Raw genomic sequence first — 19,543 nt, forward strand, 5'->3', positions numbered from 1 at the left:
CCTGCGGCAACTCAACGTACGCCGGCCACCCGGCGACCTCGCGCCTGCTGGCGGATGCTTGCGTCCGCACGAAGGTCGAAATGCGCATAGTCGGGAAAAAGCTGAGGAGACCTCGATTCCAAAGGCAGTCCCGCCAGGGTGAGTTCGCGCTGCCAGGCATGGATGTGAGCGATGCCGGCCCGGCCTGTGATCACGCGACCCGCCGATTCGGCTGCCTTCGCGCCAGCGTGCCTTCCCATGCTCAGGATGTCGAGCAAGGCGTTTCCCATCAAGCGGTTGCGACCATGGATGCCTCCGCTCAGCTCGCCCACGCAATGCAGGCCTGCGACATTCGTTGAACCATCCTTGTCGATGGCGACCCCACCGTTCTGATAATGCAATGTCGGGTAGACGAGGAAAGGCTCTTGCGCCGGATCGTGGCCGCACTTGCCGGCCAGATGCCTCAACGTGACGAGCCGCTTTTCCAGGATGCCCGGCTGCTCCCTCTCGAGCGTCGGTGTGTCGAGGAAGACGCCGAGCTGGCCGTCACGCTCGATTCCCCGGCCCTCGCCGCATTCACGCAGGATCGCGGAGGCCACCACGTCGCGCGCCTTGAGCTCATCGACGAAGCGCTCGCCTTGGCCGTTGATCAGCTTCGCACCCGCGGAGCGGGCCGCCTCGGAGATCAGTCCGCCCGCCAGGTGCTGGGGATGGGCGATGCCGGTCGGGTGGTACTGGAATGAATCGAGTTCACGCAGCCTCGCGCCGATGCGGTACGCGAGCACGAGCCCGTCGGCGGTGGCGCCATAGTGATTGGAGGTGGGAAAGCGATTGAGGTGCAGCCGGCCCGCACCACCCGTCGCGAGAATCACTGACCGCGCCCGCACCATCACGAAGCTGCGCCATTCGAGGTTGTAGATCACAGCCCCAGCGCAGCGTCCGCGCTCATCGGACATCAGTTCCACCGTGGGACAACGATTCCATACCGCAATGCCGGGGTCGAGATCCACAGCCTCGCGCAGCACGCGCATCATCTCGAGCCCCGTGTAGTCGCGGTACGAATGAATCCGTGCCGCCGACGCACCGCCGGGCTTCTTGCGCAGCAGCGTGCCGCCCATGGGGCTGCCCTTGTCGAGGTCGAACATCATGCCCAGCTGGATGAGCCAGCGCAGGACATCCGGGCCGTCCATCACCATCTGAGCCACCAGGTGGGGCTCGCCACAGAAGTGGCCGGCGCGCAGGGTGTCCTCGAAATGAAGCTGAGGACTGTCATCTGCGCCCACTGCGGCCTGGATACCGCCCTCGGCCATCACCGTGTTGCTGTCGCCCAAGCGCAACTTGGTGGCGAGGATCACGTTCGCGCCGTGTTTCGCAGCGGTCAGCGCCGCAGCACACCCCCCGCCGCCGCCTCCGACCACCAGCACATCGGTCGTCACCAGTTGTGCGCCGGCAATGTCAATGTCGTCGATCAACGAGTTGGCCTGGAGCTGGCGCGCGAGTTCGGGCTGGCAGGGTTCACCTTGGTTAACCCCGACGGCAAGTGGAACGCGCGCGTTGGTCCCATGGTCGGGATGCCAATCCTTGAGCAGTTGCTCGACCCCTGTGGTGTCGCTGCGCAACGCGAGCGCCAGGCCCGGCTGATAGCGTCGACGCGCTTCTTCGTAAGGAATCGAGGCGGCCATGGTCTGCCACCCCGTCTTTGTCAGCTCTGCCGCCGCGCACCGGGCGCGGCGAAGTCGATAGACATCTCACCGCGCTCGATCTGCTCGATGCGGCGCATGACGTCGGCAGGCCGGAGCGAAAGACTGGCAATCATGCGCCGGACGAACAGGCCAAGGTGGTTCGGGTCGATGTGCTCGGGGCACGCCAAGGTGCACAGGTTGCACATGACACATTCGTCGAAGACCTGCCCGGACGCTCCCAGTTCGCCGTCCACCGCGAGGTTCACGCCGCGTTGCACGTCCAGGTGCTTCGGGCATGCACGGTCGCAGCCGCCGCAGTGACGGCAATGGGGCGCCTCGGGGAAGATCTCCAGCAGCTTGCGTGGCGCCTGCCAGCTGTCGGCCAGATCCTCGATCTTGTAGACATGGTGCGTCGAAGGCGTGAGGTAGTCGACGAACGAGACCTGCATGCCCTCCTCGACCACGGTTTCGCAGGCCAGTTCCGTCTCCACGTCCGGCTGGCCGGCGCGGCGCACCAGGACACGGCAGGAGCCGCATACGCCCTGTCCCATGCAGCCGACTCCCTCGACGAGCGTCTCCCCGGCCTGCACGAAGGCCTGCAGGATCGAGCTGGTGGCCGGGGCAGCAATGGACCGGCCTTCAACGATGAGGCGTACCATCTTGTCGGTCCTTCTCATCGGCCAGGTGGGCGCGGCGGCGTCCCTCGCGTGGCGGATGAGAGAAACAATAGCACAGCGAGGAGGTCCCATGAGCACCTGGTGGAAGGCTCTTGCGCCCGTGGCCGTGGCGATCGCTATCGCGATGGTCCCCGCACCGAACGGTCTGGGCCAGCATGCCTGGTTCTACTTCGCGATCTTCGCTGGCGTGATCGTCGGCCTCATGCTCGAGCCGCTCCCGGGCGCGGCCATCGGTCTCATCGCGGTCACGCTCGTCACCGTGCTATCTGAATGGGTATTCTTCAGTCCGGCGGAGCTGGCCCGGCCGGGCTTCAAGGCGGCCAATGCATCGCTAGCCTGGGCGTTGTCCGGCTTCGCCAACGGGACCGTGTGGCTGATTTTCGGCGCATTCATGTTTGCCCTGGGCTACGAGAAGACGGGCTTGGGAAAACGCATCGCGCTGCTTCTGGTGAGAGCCATGGGCCGCAGGACGCTCACCCTGGGCTATGCGATTGCAGCGGCGGACACCCTTCTGGCACCCTTCACGCCATCCAACACGGCGCGAAGTGGCGGCACCATCTTCCCCGTCATCCGGAATCTGCCGCCGCTCTACGACTCCAGGCCGAACGACCCGTCCGCGCGGCGCATCGGCTCGTACCTCATGTGGACGGCGATTGCCACCACCTGCGTGACGAGCTCGATGTTTCTGACCGCGCTGGCACCCAATCTGCTGGCGGTCGAGTTGGCAAGGAAGGCAGTCAACGTCGAGATCGGGTGGATGCGATGGTTTCTGGCATTTGCGCCCGCGGGCATCGTGATGCTGCTGGCCGTACCCCTGCTCACGTATTTCCTGTACCCACCCGAAGTGAAGGAGGGAAAGGAAGTTCCGGCGTGGGCAGCGCAGGAATTGGTCCAGATGGGCGGGCTGTCTTCGCGCGAAATCATCCTCGGTGTGCTGGTTCTGGTGGCCTTGGGCTTATGGATATTTGGCGGCGAGTTCATGAATGCGACGACGGCGGCGCTGGTCGTCATCTCGCTGATGCTGCTCGCGCGAGTCATCACTTGGGAGGACATGCTGGCGAACAAGCAGGCGTGGAACACCTTCGCCTGGTTTGCGACCTTGGTCGCCCTGGCGGACGGTCTTGGCCGCACGGGCTTCGTCAAATGGTTCGCCGACGTCATTGCCGTTCACATGGTCGGGTTCTCACCCACGGCCGCCGCCGTAATCCTGGTGCTGGTCTTCTTTTTCTCGCACTACCTTTTCGCCAGCGTCACCGCCCACACCACAGCCATGCTTCCTGTGATGCTGGCCGTGGGTTCGAGCGTTCCTGGCATGCCCATGGAGCCTTTCACACTGATGCTCGTGGTTACTCTGGGCATCATGGGGATCCTCACGCCCTATGGCACCGGACCCAGCCCGGTGTACTACGGCAGCGGCTACCTGCCCGCTGGCGACTACTGGAGGCTCGGGGCGCTTTTCGGCGTGATCTTTATCGTCTTGTTCTTGGCGATCAACGTGTTGCCACGTGTGCTGTAGTTGTAGCTTCTCTCCGCGTCCCACTCGAATCCGCAATGCGTCCCCATCGGCAGGCAATGTGAGGCAAGTTGTTCACGGCATCAGGACACGGTGTCCGTCCGGCCCGTTCACCAGAAGCCGAGAACCTTCCACCAGGCGCTGCCCACCACCGCGAAGATCAGCAGATTCACCACGCACATCACGAAACCGACCCGCCACCAGGTTCCCATCGAGACGAAGCCGCTGCCGAAGATGATCGGCGAGGTGCCCGTCGCGTAGTGCGTCAGCGTCATCATGATCGACGAGCCGGCTGCCATCATCAGCATGAAGGGCACGACGAACTCTGGCGGAATCAGGCGGACTCCGACCGTCAGGAAGGCGAACATCATCGCGCTGATGTGCGCCGTCGTGCTGGCGAACAGGTAGTGCGAAAAGACGAAGACCAGCACCAGGATCGCGGCGGTGCCGCCCCAGCCGACGCCGCTGGCCACGATGGCTTCACTCATGCCCACCGAGAACCACTTGATCACGCCTTGCTTGTTCAGTTGCTCGGCCAACATGATCAGTGCACCGAACCAGATCAGCGTGTCCCAGGCGCTCTTTTCTGACAGGACGTCGTCCCAGTCGATGGTGCCGGTGATGATCAGCACGAACAGGCCGACGAAGGCGACCACTGTCGGATCGAGCTTGAGCGCCGGACCGAACAACAAGGCCGGCACGTCGGCCCACAGCAACAGCAGCAGCAAGAAGGTCCCCAGCATGACCTTTTCCTTCGGCGACACGGGGCCCATCCTCGCCATTTCGTCGTGCGCGTACCGCACCGCATTCGGCGTTGCCTTCAGTTGCGGAGGTGCCAACAGATAAATGACCAGCGGCATCGCCAGCATGCATAGCAGGCCAGGCAGCAACATGACCAGTGCCCAGGTCGTCCAGGTCAGGTGCAGGCTCTGGTTCGTCGCCTTGGCGATGTAGTCCACCACCAGCGGATTCGGAGCGGTGGCGGTCACGAACATCGCCGAGGTGATCGGGTTGGAGTGGTAGTTGACCAGCGCCAGATAGGTGCCGACCTTGCCCTCGGTGCCCTTGGCCGGGTCCGAGTCGAAGGTGATGGCGATCGACTTCATGATCGGATGCACGATGCCGCCACCACGCGCGGTGTTGCTCGGCGTGAACGGCGCCAACACCAGTTCGCAGATGGCCAGCCCGTAGCCGACGCCGATCGTGCGTTTCCCCATCAGGGAGATGAACATCAAGCCGATACGGGTGCCCAGGCCGGTCTTCTTCAGGCCGCGGGAGATCAGGATGGCCACCACGATCAACCAGATGAGCGGACTGTCGAACGCGGTCAGCGCATCCTCGATCGCCCCCTTGGACGAGGTCGCCGTCACCTGCGAAAGCGAGAGGACCACGATGGCCATCAACGCCATCACGCCGATCGGCATGACCTTCAGGATGATCGCGACGATGGTTGTCAGGAAGATGGCCACCAGGCCCCAGGCCTTGGGCTGGAGCCCCTCTGGCACGGGCCAGAGCAGCAGGGTGACCAGGACGACCGTCGTGATCAGCGCTGGCCCCAGCCGGAACGGCACCACGCTGCTGAAGTAACGGAACGCCGCTTTCAGACTGGTGAGCATCCTGCGATCCTTTCGGGATGATTTGGCCGCATTCGCCGGGTCGCCTGGACAATCATGGTGAATGGTGCACGCCACGCAATGTGGTTCGGATGCGGGGCCTTGTCAATGAGACGCCGGTTGTTGCGCGGGGCCGAACAGAAGACTGTCCTGGAGCCGGTCGAGCCGTTTACCCAGCTCACACAATCTGCCGCTCCCGGCCAGTCCAATAGGGTTTGCGCAGGTCCTTCTTCAGGACCTTCCCGGTCGGGTTTCTGGGCAGTGCGTCGACGACGTCGATGGACTTCGGGCATTTGAATGACGCCAGCCGCCCGCGGCAGTAGGCCAGAACCTGCTCGATGTCGATGGCGGTGCCAGATTTGGCGACGACCACCGCCTTGGGCACCTCGCCCCACTTCTCATCCGGTACGCCAATCACGGCGACGTCGTCGATGGATGGATGCTCGGCCAGCACCCGTTCGATCTCGGCCGGATAGATGTTCTCGCCACCGCTGATGATCATGTCCTTGATGCGGTCGGTCACGTAGAGATAGCCGTCGGCATCCATGTGGCCGCCGTCGCCGGATCGCAGCCAGCCATCCGCCGTGAAAGCCGCGGCGGTGGCTTCCGGCTTTCTCCAATAGCCGCCCATGCGTTGCTCGCTTCGCACCCAGATTTCCCCAGGGTCGCCGGTCGGGACTGGCTCGCCCGTGCCGGGCTCGCAGATCTTGATCTCGACGCCATGGATCGGCTTTCCCGCCGACACCAGCCGGTGGGCCACTGACGGGTCGGTGTGGTCCGCCACCCCGAGCACACTGACCACGCCACATTCCTCCGTCATGCCATAGACCTGCTGCATCACGCCGGGGAAAAGCGCCAGGGAGGCACGCATCACGGGCAGCGGCATCGGCGAAGCCCCGTACGAAAGCGTCTTCAAAGCCGAATAGTCGCGATCGGCTGCGCCGGGCACCTTGGTCACCATGGCCATGAGTGCAGGCACCAGGAAGGTATGGGTGATCTTCTCCGCTTCGAGCATCTCCAGCACCGCAGCAGGATCCGGAAGTCGCAGCATGGAGATGCGGGACCCCTGGCTGATTGCCACCAGCGAGTAGCTGGTTCCGCCAACGTGGTACAGCGGCATCGCCACCTGAACCCTGGCGTCGGGACCCATGTCCTGGTCCACAGCGACATTGCGTGCGTGCGCGAGCATCCCTCGATGCGTCAGCATCGCGCCCTTGGGAAAGCCGGTCGTCCCTGAGGTGTACAGCTGTACGAAGCAGTCTTCGGGTTGAGCAGGACGAGCCTCGGCATCGGGCTCCTGGGCCGCAAGCCATGGCTCGTATTCGTCCTCGGGGCCGCCGATGCGGATCACTCGCTCGACGGTCGGCAACTGGCTGCGGATCTGTTCGATGGCGTTCGCGAACTCGGGCCCGACGAAAAGAAGACGGGCCTGGGCGTCGTTGATGACATAGACCATCTCGGGCGGCGCGAGCCGGAAGTTGACCACGGCATTTGCCGTCCCGATGCGGGCACAGGCCAACGTCAGTTCAAGGCACGATGGATGGTTGAAGTCGAGCACTGCGATGCGATCACCGACGCGCAGTCCTTCCGCGCGCTGGGCCGCGGCATTCCGTCGAACGCGCGTGGCCAGTTCAGCCCAGGTCCACTTCGACCCGCCGAAGGTCATCGCCACCTGATCAGGTCGTTGCGCCTCCCAAGCGGCGAGGACTGCGGTGAAGTCGGTCAGCGTGGACATGGAACCTCCTCATGGTTCTTGCAAGTCTGCTGCGCGTCTTGCGTCCATGCAAGGGCGCAGAGTGGTTGCGGCCGGGCCCATTGTGCGAGTCTCCATTCGCCTGGCAATTGAGAACGCTTGCAAACTTTGCTGCGGCGCGCAAATCTGGCGGCGTTGACATGGCGCCCAGCCTTCCCTATACCGTCACCTGAATGGCAATGACCGGGCGCACCTGTTGCGCCCTCCGTGCAGCGAAGAAGCATACGCACCCAGGAGGAATCACCATGCCAAGGAAGGAGATCCTCAAAACGACCCGCAGGCTGACCGAGCCTTTCATCGTCACCAAAGGCAAGGACTTCCGCCTGAAGGACTTTGACCCGACTGACACGCGCGGACTCATCGACAAGGGTGAGGCAGCGCAACTTCTCGAGCGCGGCGTCCAATGGCTCGCCGAAGAGCAGGACATGCTCTATGCGCAGGACCGCTGGTCGGTGCTGCTCGTCTTTCAGGCCATGGATGCGGCCGGCAAGGACAGCACGATCAAGCACGTGATGTCGGGCATCAATCCCCAGGGATGCCACGTGTCGTCGTTCAAGGTGCCTTCGAAGGAAGAACTCGAGCACGACTTCCTGTGGCGCTACATCAAGCGCCTGCCCGAACGCGGGTGCATCGGCATCTTCAACCGGTCGTACTACGAGGAGGTCCTGGTCGTGCGCGTGCACCAGGACATCCTCGCACGCCAGATGTTGCCGCCCGAACTGGTGAGCGAACGCATCTGGGACGAGCGCCTGACCGAGATCGCGAACTTCGAGAGTTACCTCACCCTCCAGGGGACGGTGGTGCTCAAGTTCTTCCTCTATGTATCGAAAGAGGAGCAGAAAAAGCGCTTTCTCGCGCGCCTCGATCGACCGGACAAGCACTGGAAGTTCTCCGCCTCCGACGTCCACGAACGGCAATATTGGAACGACTACATGGCCGCATTCGAGGAGACGATCCGGGCGACCGCTTCGAAGCGGGCGCCCTGGTTCGTGGTGCCCGCCGACAACAAGTGGTTCACGCGGCTGGTAGTGGCTGCAGCGATCGTCGAGGCGGTAGAGAGGCTCGACCTGCACTATCCCAAGGTCGATGCGCAGAAGAAGGCGGGCCTGGCCGCCGCGCGCAACGCGCTGATGCAGGAGAAGGAGAAAGCAGCGCCGCGTGCGCGTACCAAGAAGGCATGACGATTCAACCGCCGGCTGCTTTTGGCGGGCCACATTCAGCCGCAAGCCGTCCGACACGAAGGAGGCAGGAGCATGAACAACAAGGCAATAGCCGCGCCGGCCGCCGGCGATTCGGCACCCTGGCACGCACTCGCGGTCGATGACGTCACGAAACGCCTTGCGACCGATACCGTGCAAGGGCTGGCCGCGGGCGAAGCGACGGCCCGACTGCAGAAATACGGCCCCAACCGCCTCCCCGAGGGCAAGAAGCGCGGACCTGTCATGCGCTTCCTGTCGCAGTTGAACAACGTCCTGGTCTACGTGCTGCTCGGCGCGGGCTTCGTCAAGCTGCTGTTGGGTTTGTGGATCGATGCCTCGATCATCTTCGCCGTCGTTCTGCTCAACGCACTGCTCGGATTCATCCAGGAGGGCAAGGCGGAAAAGGCGCTCGACTCGATCCGCAACATGCTCTCGGCGGAAGCGCGCACGCTGCGCGGCGGAGAGCCCCGCCTGATCGCGGCCGAGGAACTCGTGCCCGGCGATGTGGTGCTGCTCGAATCGGGCGACAAGGTACCCGCGGACCTTCGGCTGGCCGATGCCAAGAATCTGCGCACCGAGGAAGCGGCACTCACCGGCGAATCGGTGCCGGCGGACAAGAACACCGCCCCGGTGGCCGAACTGTCGACGGTCGGCGACCGCGAGAGCATGGTGTTCTCGGGCACGATGGTCGTGTCGGGGCGGGCGACCGGCATCGTGGTGGCCACCGGCTCCGACACCGAACTCGGCCGCATCAACCAGCTGCTCGCCAGCGTCAGCGTGCTCGAAACGCCGCTCCTTCGTCAGATCAAGCAGTTCGGCTACAGCATCACCGCGGTCATCGGGGTCGTGAGCGTCCTCATCTTCGCCTACGGCAAGTGGATCGGAGGCATGGACTTCGTGTCGCTCTTCCAGGCCGTCATCGCGATCGCGGTGTCGGCGATCCCGGAAGGGCTACCGGCGCTCATCACGATCACGCTCGCGATCGGCGTGCAGCGCATGGCCCAGCGCAACGCGATCATCCGGCGCCTGCCTGCGGTGGAAACGCTGGGTTCGGTATCCCGCATCTGTTCGGACAAGACCGGCACGCTCACGCTGATGGAGATGATGGTGGTGTCGGCCGCCACCGCCGAATCCGAATACCAAGTCACAGGCAACGGCTACGCTCCTGAGGGCGAGGTGCGGCAGGAAGGAAAGCCCGCGGACACGACCGACCCCGTGCTCGCGCTGCTGGGCCGCGTATCGCTGCTGTGCAATGACGCAGTGGTGTTCCAGCAGGACGGCGTCTGGAAGGTCGAAGGCGATCCGACCGAAGGCGCGCTCTATCCCTTCGCGGGCAAGCTCGGGTTGGACCGCGAAGCCGAAACGAAGGCGTATCCGCGAATCGACGCCATCCCGTTCGAGTCGGAGCACAAGTTCATGGCGACGCTGCACGGGCACGCCGAGGGCGGCGAATTCCTGCTCGTCAAGGGCGCGCCGGAGGTCATCCTCGCGCATTGCGACCGCCAGCAGAACCGGGACGGGCAGGCGACGCCGCTCGACCGCGAGCACTTCGCCGTGGTGGCCGACAGGATCGCGGCCCAGGGCGAGCGCGTGCTCGGGCTCGCATGGCTCGACAACCCGCGCCTCGACGCGGGCAGCCTCGGGCCGGCCGACCTGCCGAAGAACCTCGTCCTGCTCGGACTGGTCGGGCTGCTGGACCCGCCGCGCAAGGAGGCGATCGAAGCGGTGAAGGAATGCCATGGCGGCGGCATCCGCGTCACGATGATCACCGGCGACCACAAGATCACCGCGGCCGCAATCGCGAAGATGCTCGGCATCGGCGACGGCAAGATCGCCCTCACCGGCAGCGAGGTCGAGGAGATGAACCAGGCCGAACTGCAGGAGAAGGTGCGCCACGTTGATGTGTTCGCGCGTGCGAGCCCGGAGCACAAGTTGCGCTTGGTGAAGGCGATCCAGGCCAATGGCGAGATCGTGGCGATGACCGGCGACGGCGTGAACGACGCGCCCTCGCTCAAGAAGGCCGACATCGGCGTCGCCATGGGCATCAAGGGCACCGACGTCACCAAGGAGGCGGCAGGAATGATCCTGGCCGACGATAACTTCGCCTCGATCGGCGCCGCGGTCAAGGAAGGACGCACGGTCTACAACAACATCGAGAAGGCGATCCTCTTCATGCTGCCCACCAATGTGGCGCAGGCGCTGGTGATCGCGGTGGCGATCTTCTTCGGCTTCACGATGCCGATCACCGCGCCGCAAGTGCTGTGGGTGAACATGGTGACCTCGGTCGCGCTCGGGCTGGTGATCTCCTTCGAGCCGCATGAACTCGACGTCATGAGCCGGCCGCCGCGCGCGGTGAACCGGCCGATCCTGACCGGCTTCGGCATCTGGCGCGCGGTGTTCGTCGGCCTGTCGCTGCTGGCGTTCACGCTCTGCGCCTTCTTCTGGATGAAGCGGTACGGCGCCTCCGACGCGCTCGCGCGCACCGTGGCGGTCAACGCGATCACGATCGGCCAGGCGTTCTACCTGCTCAACAGCCGCTACCTGATCGACAGCTCACTGTCGCCGAGTGCACACCTGGGCAACAAGTACCTGCCGCTGGGCATCGGCGCGGTGGTGGTGCTGCAGGCCCTGTTCACCTATGCGCCGCCGCTGCAGCGCCTGTTCGACAACGAGGCGATCCCGCTGGCGGTGTGGCCCTGGCTGATTCTGGGCGGGTTCGTGTTCTTCCTCGTGATGGAGTTGGAGAAGTTCGTCATCCGTTCCAGCGCATCGCTGCGCAGTGCGGTCACAGCAACGGAGGCCGGGTGATGACCGGCATGGAGGTCTAGCACATGGAGACAGCCGTCGCCCTGAAGGTCCTCGGCGGACTGGGCCTCTTTCTTCTGGGGATCCACCATCTCACCGAAGGCCTGAAGAGCTTCGCAGGCGACTCGCTTCGCCGGGCGCTCCAGACCGCGGTGTCCGGCCGCTTCAGCGCCGTCGTATCCGGCGCGTTGTTCACCGCGGCGATCCAGTCATCGACTGCGACGATCCTGACCGTCATCGGGTTCGTCAGCGCGGGTCTCATCACCTTCACGCAGGCCATCGGGGTCACGATCGGGGCCACCTTCGGGACCACCTCCACGCCATGGCTGATCGCGGTCTTCGGCTTTCGCGTCCGGATCGCCGACGGCGCCCTGCCGCTGCTGGGCGTAGGCGCGCTGCTGTGGCTGGTTGCCAGCGGCAGACTGCGATCGCTCGGGGCGATCCTCGCCGGCTTCGGGCTGCTTTTCACCGGGATCGACTTTCTCCAGAACGGCATGAAAGGCGTCACCTGGAATCTCGAATCGTTCGCGGGAACCGGCCTCGTCGCACGCTGGGTGCTCGCCGGGATCGGCATCGTCATGACGATTGTGATGCAGAGCTCGAGCGCCGCCGCGGCAACGACGCTGGTCGCACTCGACGCGGGCTCGCTCACCTTCGAGCAGGCGTGCGCGATGGTCGTCGGCCAGAGCATCGGCACGGCGGCGACGAGCGCCCTCGCCGCGCTCGGCGGCGGGCTGGCGGTGCGACGCACCGCGATCGCCCATGTCACCTTCAGCCTGGTCGTCGGCGTTCTGGGAGTCGTGTTTCTCGGGCCGCTGGTCCATGCGGCCGAGTGGCTCGGCGGGTGGCTTGGCGACCTCGATGGCGTGCTGGCGCTCGCGGCCTTCAGCAGCATCTTCAAGCTCGCGGGCGTTCTGGTGTTCTATCCATGGCTCGACCGCTTCGCGCAGTTCATCAGCCGGATCGCCGGCAGCGGCGAGGAGACTGCCGTGAGCCACCTCGAACCCGCCGTCGCGCGAACCGGCGGCACGATCGCGCTCGAAGCCGCGTGGCGCGCGATCCTCGAAGTCGCGCGCGGCGGGGTCGACACCGTCCGTGCCAGCCTGGCTGGCGAGCGGGTCGCCTATGACCCGCCGACCCAGGCGATCCGGCAGATCGAGCAGTTCCTCGAATCAGTGTCGCTCGACACCATCGACCCGAGCCTCGCGGAGTCCCGCCTGGTGCGCATCTGCCACGCGCTGGACGAGCTCTCGACGCTGCAACAGGAACTTGCGCGCGTTCCGGCGGCGGTCACCGACTGGCAGCCTCCGGCCGCATACGGGGCAGGCTCCCGGGCGCTGGCCACCTGGCTCGACGCGACGAAGAATCCCGAAATCGCAGCCAGTGCGGCGGTCGCCTCATCTGTCGAGGAGGCCCGGGGACAAATGGGCCGTGAACGAAAAGTCGAGCGCGAGCGACTTCTCGGCGATGTCGCCCTGCGTCGCATCCCGGCGGCGACGGCTGCGGCAGCACTCGAATCTCTGCGGTGGTCCGACAGCGCGCTTCAGGGAGCGGGGCAGTTGATCGAGTCGCTCCATGCGGCCAGAGGTGAGTGGGAACGCGACGTCGCGTGATGTCGAGCAGCTCACCCATCGCCTGCCCAGCTTGCGCAGTTGGTCCAACTTTCGGCCCGACCTCTTCCGGCATTTGAAGGTGATACGGCTGAAGGTCCGCAAGCGGTTGCTGTCCTTCCCACTTGCTCGACGAACTCACGCTATGAGGCCGATTCCGACCGTCCAGGTGCGACGCCGAACTCAGCATCGTCGACCAGTTTCGCGGCGGTGCCGACATTGCCGTGCCGCGGCTTGGAAGCTGTCAAAACAGGAACTCAAGGACGGTTGGCGATCGGTGATTGCCCATGTCGCATTGAAAGTTGGCGCCTTGCACCAACTACCACTTGAAGCGAACGCCTACACGGCCGCTCCAGCCGTGGCTGTCCCCGCTGTCCAGCGAGCGGTTGTAGTCCACCGAGCCGAACGCGCTCACGTTCCGCGCGATCTGGCCTGATAGCCCGACGCCGATCTGCGCCCAGGTCGACGCGCCAATCGGTGCACTCAGCGCCACCGGGTTGGTGCCCTGAAGGCTCGTGAAGGTGGTCGTCGCGTCGGAGTCGAAGGCATGCCAGATATTCAGGCGTGCCCAGGCCGTGAGGTCTTGTTGCCCCTCGCCCTGCGCGATGCGGCGCGTCAGTCGCGCGCCGATGCGGCCATAGAAGGTGCTGGTGTCATCGAACGAGATGTGGGCCATGCTGTCTGCGCTGTCATTGAGCTTCGTCCATTGATAGACGAGTTGGCCCTGCGGCTCGAGCGCCCAGCCCGGTCCGAGCACGAAGGGGTAGCCGGCCTCGAGCGAGGCCGCTACGCCCCAGCCATCGGTTGAAAACTTTTCGCCAAGGATCGACTGCGTCTTGACGTTGTCGTAGCGCGTGCCCTGCAGCACGCCATCGACGTACCAGCCCGAAGCGCCCTTGCGCGTCCAGTAGCCGCCCAGCGAGTAGCCGTACATCGAAGCCGTGCCGGCCTTGCCGCCGTAGATGGCGTCGACGTTGCTGTCGATGTGGCCGATGGCGATGTAGGTGCCAGCGACATCGCTTTGGCCCGAAGCATCGACACGACGAAGAAAGTCGATGCCGGTCTGCACGCCCGCTTCGTCGTAGTCGTAGGACGGGCCGTTTCGCGTGAAGTCGTCGAGGCGACCGAGGTTGGTGCTGCCACTGCCGTTGCGAGCTTCGCCGCTAGCGCCAAACACGCGCCCCCAGGCGCCCATGCGGCTGGGACCTTCGCTCGTCGCGGCGACGCTGTCCTCCCCGGCGCGGTCGTGGTACGTGCCGAGCATGGCGATGCCAAGCCGGTTCGCGAGCACGGGGACGGACATGTCGAGCGGGACTTCAACACGGTAGTTGGGCAACAGCACTGTTGGCGCGGCGGACGGCGGCGAGGCAAGGGGGGGTGCGGCTGCAGGGGGCGGTGCCTCGCCGGTGGAGGGCGCAGGTGCGGGAGGTGGTGGCGGCGATGCAATGGCCTGCCCTGTCGGCGACGGCGACGGCAAGGTTGAACGCAAATACCAGCTCTCGCCATTCGTCGTCCTGCTCCGGAACAGCAGGTATTCGTACGCCCCGGCGGCCGCCCGCGTGCCCAGCGCAAACGCCGAACCCGCAGTTGTCGCACCATTCGCCGCGTCGACCACCACGATCCCGTCCCCCGTCGTGAGCGCTCCGCCCCCGCCCGCGTTGGTGATCTGCAGCGTTGACGCGCCGCTCGCACTGCCGCCATTGATGACCAGCCTGTCGGACGGCGCGTTGTCGGCGCCGAGAAAGCTGTTGAGCGCCACACGGCTGCCGGGCGCTCCGACATAACTGTTCACGGTCAGCGTATTGCCGGGTGTTCCTTTGATGGCGCCGATCTGCGCCAGTCCCGCGTTGTGCAGCGTGCCGTTGATCGTGAAGCCGCCGTTGCCACCGGCCAGGATCGCCGGCTTGGCGAGGGTCTGCACGCTACCAGGCTTGCTGGACACGGCGGCGGCCAGGGGTGCCACGGTCGCGCTCGCGATCGCATCGGCGACCTTCAACACGCCGTTGTTCACCACGTCGCCGGTCACGCTGCCGTAGCCGCCCAGCGTCGCGCCCGCATTGACCATGACCGTCCCGCCACCACGCAGCGCGGCGCCGGGGCTGGCCGAGTCGCCGACAACGAGCGTTCCCGCGCTCACCGTCGTGCCGCCGCCAAAGGTGCTGGCGCCCTGCAGGATCAATGTTCCTGCGCCTGTCTTGGTCATGGCGCCCGTACCCGTCATTCCCTGCTCGACGATGGCCTCGAAGCCTTGCGTATCCAGCGTCGCCCCACCGGCTTCGATCGAAACCGGCCGGGTTGCAGCCAGCTCGAAGCTGCCGACCCATTGCAGCGTGCCGCCGTTGAAGGTCACGCCGCCCGACGGCGCGCCCAGCACGTTGTCGGCCGGCATGGCCAGCACGCCCTGCGCAAGCACGGTGCCGCCCGCGTAGGTGTTGCCGCCGGCCGCCGAGGGTGCGAGCGTCACCGTGCCCGTGCCCTGCTGGACGACCTTGCCGGCGCCGGAGATCAAGCCGCTGAACGTGAGCGCATCGGACCGGTTGAAGGCCAGCGTGCCGTCGTTCGCCACATCCCCGGAAATCCTGCCGGTCGTGCCGCCATTGCCAAATTGCAGCGTGGCGGGTGCCGCGATCGTTGTCGCACCCGCATAGGTGTTGTCGGCCATGAGGATCGTCGTGCCGGCCAGCGCGTTGACGGTGCCGGTGCCGCTTATCAGCGGTGCGAATTCGTACCCGGAGGAGCTGTGATTGAAGTTGATCGTGGCGGTGCCATCGACCATCGCCAAGGTGGGCGTGTTGAGCCGGCCTGGCGCAGCAGGCGCATTGCCGGTCGCCCCACCGACGTTCAGTATGCCCACCGAACCCGGAAAGTACGCCAAGTAGGTCACTGGCGCGCTGACCGTGGCCCCTTCGCTGATCGTCAGTGTTCCGGTCCCGCTATTGCCGACCGACAGGTCAGGCCCGGTGTTGATCCAGCTCGAACCGGCACCCGTGACGAGGGCGTTTCCCACGCCGCCGGCGACGCGCCCGACAAAGCCCAGCACGCTGGTCACGGTGGCCCCATCGGAAACCGTCAGCGAGCCTGTGCCGGAACGCGCCACTTCGAAGCTCGAATCGCTCGCCAACGTCGATCCTGCCCCCCTGACCACAGCCATGGCTTGCGCGCCTGCGTTCTCCCCGATCACCACACTGCCGGCGCGCACCAGGCCGGCCTGGTCGATGGTCATCGTGCTCGTGCCGGACAGCAGGCTGAGGAATCCGCTGGTGGTCCAGCGCGAGCCGCTGCCGCTCACGCGGATGGCGGACGTCGCGCCGCCCTGAAATGCGCTGAGCGCGAACTCGCCCTGGACGACCCCACCGTTCTCGACCGTGAGCGAGCCCGCACCGGCACCGCCGATCGTGAGGCCGCCGCTGGTGGTCCACGTGGAGCCGCTGCCCGTCACCAGCACGGCACCTTGCGAACCCGGGTTGGCGCCGACGACGCTCGTCGTGCCGGTGACCTGCCCGCCGTTCTCGATGCGCATCGTGGCGTTGCCCGAATTGCCGACCGTGACCGTGGCCGCCGGCGAGTTGATCGCGCCACCCCGCACGCTCAAGGTGCCGCCGTCGACGGTGGTGTTTCCCGTGTAGGTGTTGCTGCCGGTGAGAACGAGCGTTCCGGCGTCGGTCTTGGCTAGGCCGCCGGCACCCTGGATCGCTGCGCCGATGGTGGCAGTCATCGCGGCGCCTGCAGCGGTGCCGTCACCCACGCGGACGATGGTCTCGGCCGTTGTGGTCGTCAGCGGCTGGCCGGTGATCGTGTAGCCGTCCACTGCGAACTGCGCGCCGCTGAAGGTCACCGGGCCTGCGCTGTTGTCCACCGTCACCGTGCCGGGTGCGCCCTGGAAGATCGCAAAGCCATTCGTCTGCCACGGCGCGTTGACGGCGCCAGTGCTCTCGGTCCACGCATCATTTGCAGGCGAGGCGAGCCACGTGCCCGTTCCACCATTCACCGCGGCGTTGTTGAACAGCGCGCTGCCGTTTCCATCCCAGAAGGTCAGCGCGAGGCCCTGCGCGTTGACCAGGTTCACCTGGTTGGCCACAGAGGTCTGCACGAAGAACGGGCCGCTGCCCGGCAGCGTGCCCAGATTCAGCCCCTGGTTGTTCAAGGCGCCGCTGTAGTTGATGACCCGGTATACGCCGGGGCCGAAGGTGCCTCCGGCCGACTGCGTGACGTTCAGCGTGCCGTCGAGCAGCAGGTTGCCGCCCACCACCATCAAGTCATTGAGCGGCCCGCCCGGCACGTTGGCCTGGCCGAATTCGTAGTCGAGCACCGAGCCGGCGGACAGTGACAGGTCGCCACCTATGGTCAGCGTGCCGGGGCTGGCGCCCGGCGCGATGTGGCCGCCGTCCTGCACCGTCACCGAGCCGGCGATGCGGCCGGTGCCCCCTAGCGTCGCGCCGTTCTGGACGGTGGTCGCCGCACTGGCGAGCGAGCCGTTGACCTGCAGCGTGCCGCCGCTGATGGTCGTCGCGCCGGTGTAGGTGTTGTTGCCCGTCACCGTGAGCGTGCCGGCCCCGATCTTCGTCAGGGCGCCGCCTCCGCTCGCGACGCCGCGATACTCGTTTGAGAAGCCGTTGGTGTCCAGGGTCCCGCCACCTCCAAGCAAGGTAATCGACCGGCCGATGAAGCTCATGGCCGCCAGGTAGCGAAGGGTCCCGCCGTTGAACACGATCGGGTTTCCGAGCGTGCCCAGGTTGCTAGGGTTGCTGAAGGCCAAAACGCCCTGGTTGATGATGGTCGGGCCTGTGTAGGTATTGCTGGCCGTAAGGGTCAGCACGCCCGCGCCGTTCTTCGTGACCGACCCGGTGCCGCTGATGACGCCGCCGTAGCTCAGGTTGTCACTGCGATTGAAAACCACCTCGCCGTTGTCGGTGATGCTGCCCGTCACGGTGCCGCTCGTGCCGCCGGTGCCGATGTGCAGCTGGGTGGTTGGCCGCACGGTCACCGGGCTGGTCAGCGTGCCGCTGACGCGCAGCACCCCGCTCTCGACCTGCGTGTCGGTGAACGTGCCGCTGCCCGACAAAGTCCAGTCGGTCCCGGTCATCCGCAGCGTCTCGAAGTTGGCAAAGGCGTTGGAGGCGGTGCCGGCCCCTTCCAGGACGACGCCATCGGTGCCCGTGCCGCCATCGGCGAGCCCCGTGATCTGCGAGCCCGCTCGCAAGGTCAGCGTGTCGTTGCCGGCGCGCAGATCGATGGCGGTGCCGGCGTCGCTGCGGATCAGGCCGGAATTGAACAGCAACTCCTGGCCGTTCACGCCGCGTACCCCGAATCCGCGCTCGCTGATGATGGTGCCCGTGTTCTCGATCCTCGTGATGAAGCTGCCGGCCACCGTGTTGGACACGACCCCATCGGAATTGATGCCCGACGCCTGGATGGTGCCGGTGTTCAGCAGGCTGTTGTTGTTGCCCTGCATGAAGACACCGAAGGCGTCCCGCCCGCCAACCAGCAGTTGGCCGACGTTGGTGATGGTGGTGTCGCCGTCGTCCGAGCGCATGCCGTTGCCGCGCTGCCCGCTGACGTTGACCGTGCCGCGGTTTTCCAGGTTGTTGCGCGCGCCGGACAGCACGTACAGGCCGTGGGCGCCCGTGCCACTGACGTTCAGCGTTCCCTCGTTGAGCAGCCTGTTGTCGGTGCTCTCGACAACCTCCATCGCGCTAGAGCCCAGGCCGCTGGCGGTGATGACGCCGCTGGCCAGGTTCTGCAGGGTGTTGCCCTGGCCGCTGAACACGAATATGCCAAACGCGCGGTTCTCGGTTTCCGAGGCGCCGCCCGAGGTAGTGATCGACCCGGCATTGATCATCGACGAATTGGTCGCCTCGTTGAGGAACATGCCGTGCGAGGCCTGACCCCGCGTGACGATGGTGCCGTCGTTGCGCAGCGTGTGCCCGGTGCCGGTGAGGGCGGCGATCCCGAAGGCCTGGTCCAGATTCGACTCGATCACGCCAGTGGCGGTGTTCGTCAGTACCGACCGATTGCTGGCCTGCACGAACAGACCACTGCCCTGAAAGGTGTTCAGCGTGATGCGCCCCGCATTGATCAGGCTGTTGCCTTCGCTGTCGGAGGCAATCATGCCGGCCGCGAGGTCGCCCGAGATGATGATCGTCCCCCCGAGCTCATTGCGCAGGACGTTGTTGGTTCCGATGCTGGCGAAGCTCAGCGCGTTGAACCCGTTCGTCGCGAGCGTGCCGAAGTTGCGAAGCGTGCTGTTCTCGCCCAGTGCGACCACGCCGATGGTGCCGGCTGTTGGCTCGATGCGGCCGAAGTTGTTGAGCTGTGCGCCCGCCCCCAGCGTGATGAGGTTGCCGGTGCCGTTCCCCGTGATCACGGCATCCGCGTTGATGTTGACCGTCACGCCGGATGCCGCGGACGCATCGAGCGGCACGCTAGTGAGAGCAGGTCCGGTGCAGGTGACAGTCTGGCCGTTGGCTGGCGGGTTGGGCAGACAGTCTGCTTGCGCAGGGCCGGAAATCATCGATGCAAGGATGCCGGCGACGCTCCACGCCGACACGGCGGCGATCTCGCGCGTGGCGGTGGCGATGCGTTGGGGAGCCGGATGGACGCTGCACGTCCTCCACTCGGGCGCAACTGGGAGCAAAGACATGGTCGCTGGGTCTTCCTTGTCATACACCTGCGCAACCCCATCGGATTCTCGGATCGCTGCCCCGGCCTTTCT

The 19,543-nt window shown here is 65.7% G+C and carries 9 protein-coding genes; 4 read left to right on the plus strand and 5 right to left on the minus strand.

What is annotated here, in order from left to right; genetic code table 11:
• Window positions 1-11: 11 nt before the first annotated feature.
• Both QTH90_RS29370 and QTH90_RS29375 read right to left on the minus strand, forming a co-directional pair.
• Window positions 12-1,661 carry an FAD-binding protein gene (locus tag QTH90_RS29370; RefSeq protein WP_286668106.1) on the minus strand — a complete coding sequence of 550 codons (1,650 nt, stop codon included), beginning with the start codon at window positions 1,659-1,661 and terminating at the stop codon, window positions 12-14.
• Between the two features lie 20 nt (window positions 1,662-1,681).
• A complete protein-coding gene (locus tag QTH90_RS29375) occupies window positions 1,682-2,320 on the minus strand; it encodes a 2Fe-2S iron-sulfur cluster-binding protein (RefSeq protein ID WP_286668107.1) in 639 nt (212 codons plus the stop codon).
• Window positions 2,321-2,408: 88 nt separating this feature from the next.
• Here QTH90_RS29375 and QTH90_RS29380 point away from each other — a divergent pair, with 88 nt between their 5' ends.
• The gene (locus QTH90_RS29380; protein WP_286668152.1) at window positions 2,409-3,854 is read left to right on the plus strand and encodes an anion permease; all 1,446 of its coding nucleotides are present in this window, start codon (window positions 2,409-2,411) and stop codon (window positions 3,852-3,854) included.
• Between the two features lie 107 nt (window positions 3,855-3,961).
• Here the strand turns inward: QTH90_RS29380 and QTH90_RS29385 are convergent, their stop codons facing one another.
• Window positions 3,962-5,467, minus strand: coding sequence for a DASS family sodium-coupled anion symporter (locus tag QTH90_RS29385; protein WP_286668108.1), 1,506 nt, complete (start codon window positions 5,465-5,467; stop codon window positions 3,962-3,964).
• Between the two features lie 175 nt (window positions 5,468-5,642).
• The gene (locus tag QTH90_RS29390; protein WP_286668109.1) at window positions 5,643-7,199 is read right to left on the minus strand and encodes a long-chain-fatty-acid--CoA ligase; all 1,557 of its coding nucleotides are present in this window, start codon (window positions 7,197-7,199) and stop codon (window positions 5,643-5,645) included.
• 263 nt (window positions 7,200-7,462) lie between these two features.
• On the opposite strand from QTH90_RS29390, the gene QTH90_RS29395 reads away from it, so the two are divergent.
• The 3 genes from QTH90_RS29395 (at window position 7,463) to QTH90_RS29405 (ending at window position 12,834) form a co-directional block, all read left to right on the plus strand.
• Window positions 7,463-8,398 (plus strand): polyphosphate kinase 2 family protein, encoded by a 936-nt coding sequence (locus QTH90_RS29395; RefSeq protein WP_286668110.1) that lies wholly within the window; start codon window positions 7,463-7,465, stop codon window positions 8,396-8,398.
• A gap of 72 nt (window positions 8,399-8,470) precedes the next feature.
• The gene (locus QTH90_RS29400; protein WP_286668111.1) at window positions 8,471-11,224 is read left to right on the plus strand and encodes an HAD-IC family P-type ATPase; all 2,754 of its coding nucleotides are present in this window, start codon (window positions 8,471-8,473) and stop codon (window positions 11,222-11,224) included.
• Window positions 11,225-11,247: 23 nt separating this feature from the next.
• Entirely contained in the window at window positions 11,248-12,834 is a 1,587-nt protein-coding gene (locus QTH90_RS29405; protein WP_286668112.1) for a Na/Pi cotransporter family protein, read from the plus strand.
• 316 nt (window positions 12,835-13,150) lie between these two features.
• Here QTH90_RS29405 and QTH90_RS29410 read toward each other — a convergent pair whose 3' ends face one another.
• Window positions 13,151-19,471 (minus strand): autotransporter outer membrane beta-barrel domain-containing protein, encoded by a 6,321-nt coding sequence (locus QTH90_RS29410; RefSeq protein ID WP_286668113.1) that lies wholly within the window; start codon window positions 19,469-19,471, stop codon window positions 13,151-13,153.
• Between the last annotated feature and the right edge of the window lie 72 nt (window positions 19,472-19,543).

It is taken from the genome of Variovorax flavidus (genome assembly GCF_030317145.1).
Classification (GTDB): Bacteria; Pseudomonadota; Gammaproteobacteria; order Burkholderiales; family Burkholderiaceae_C; genus Variovorax; species Variovorax flavidus.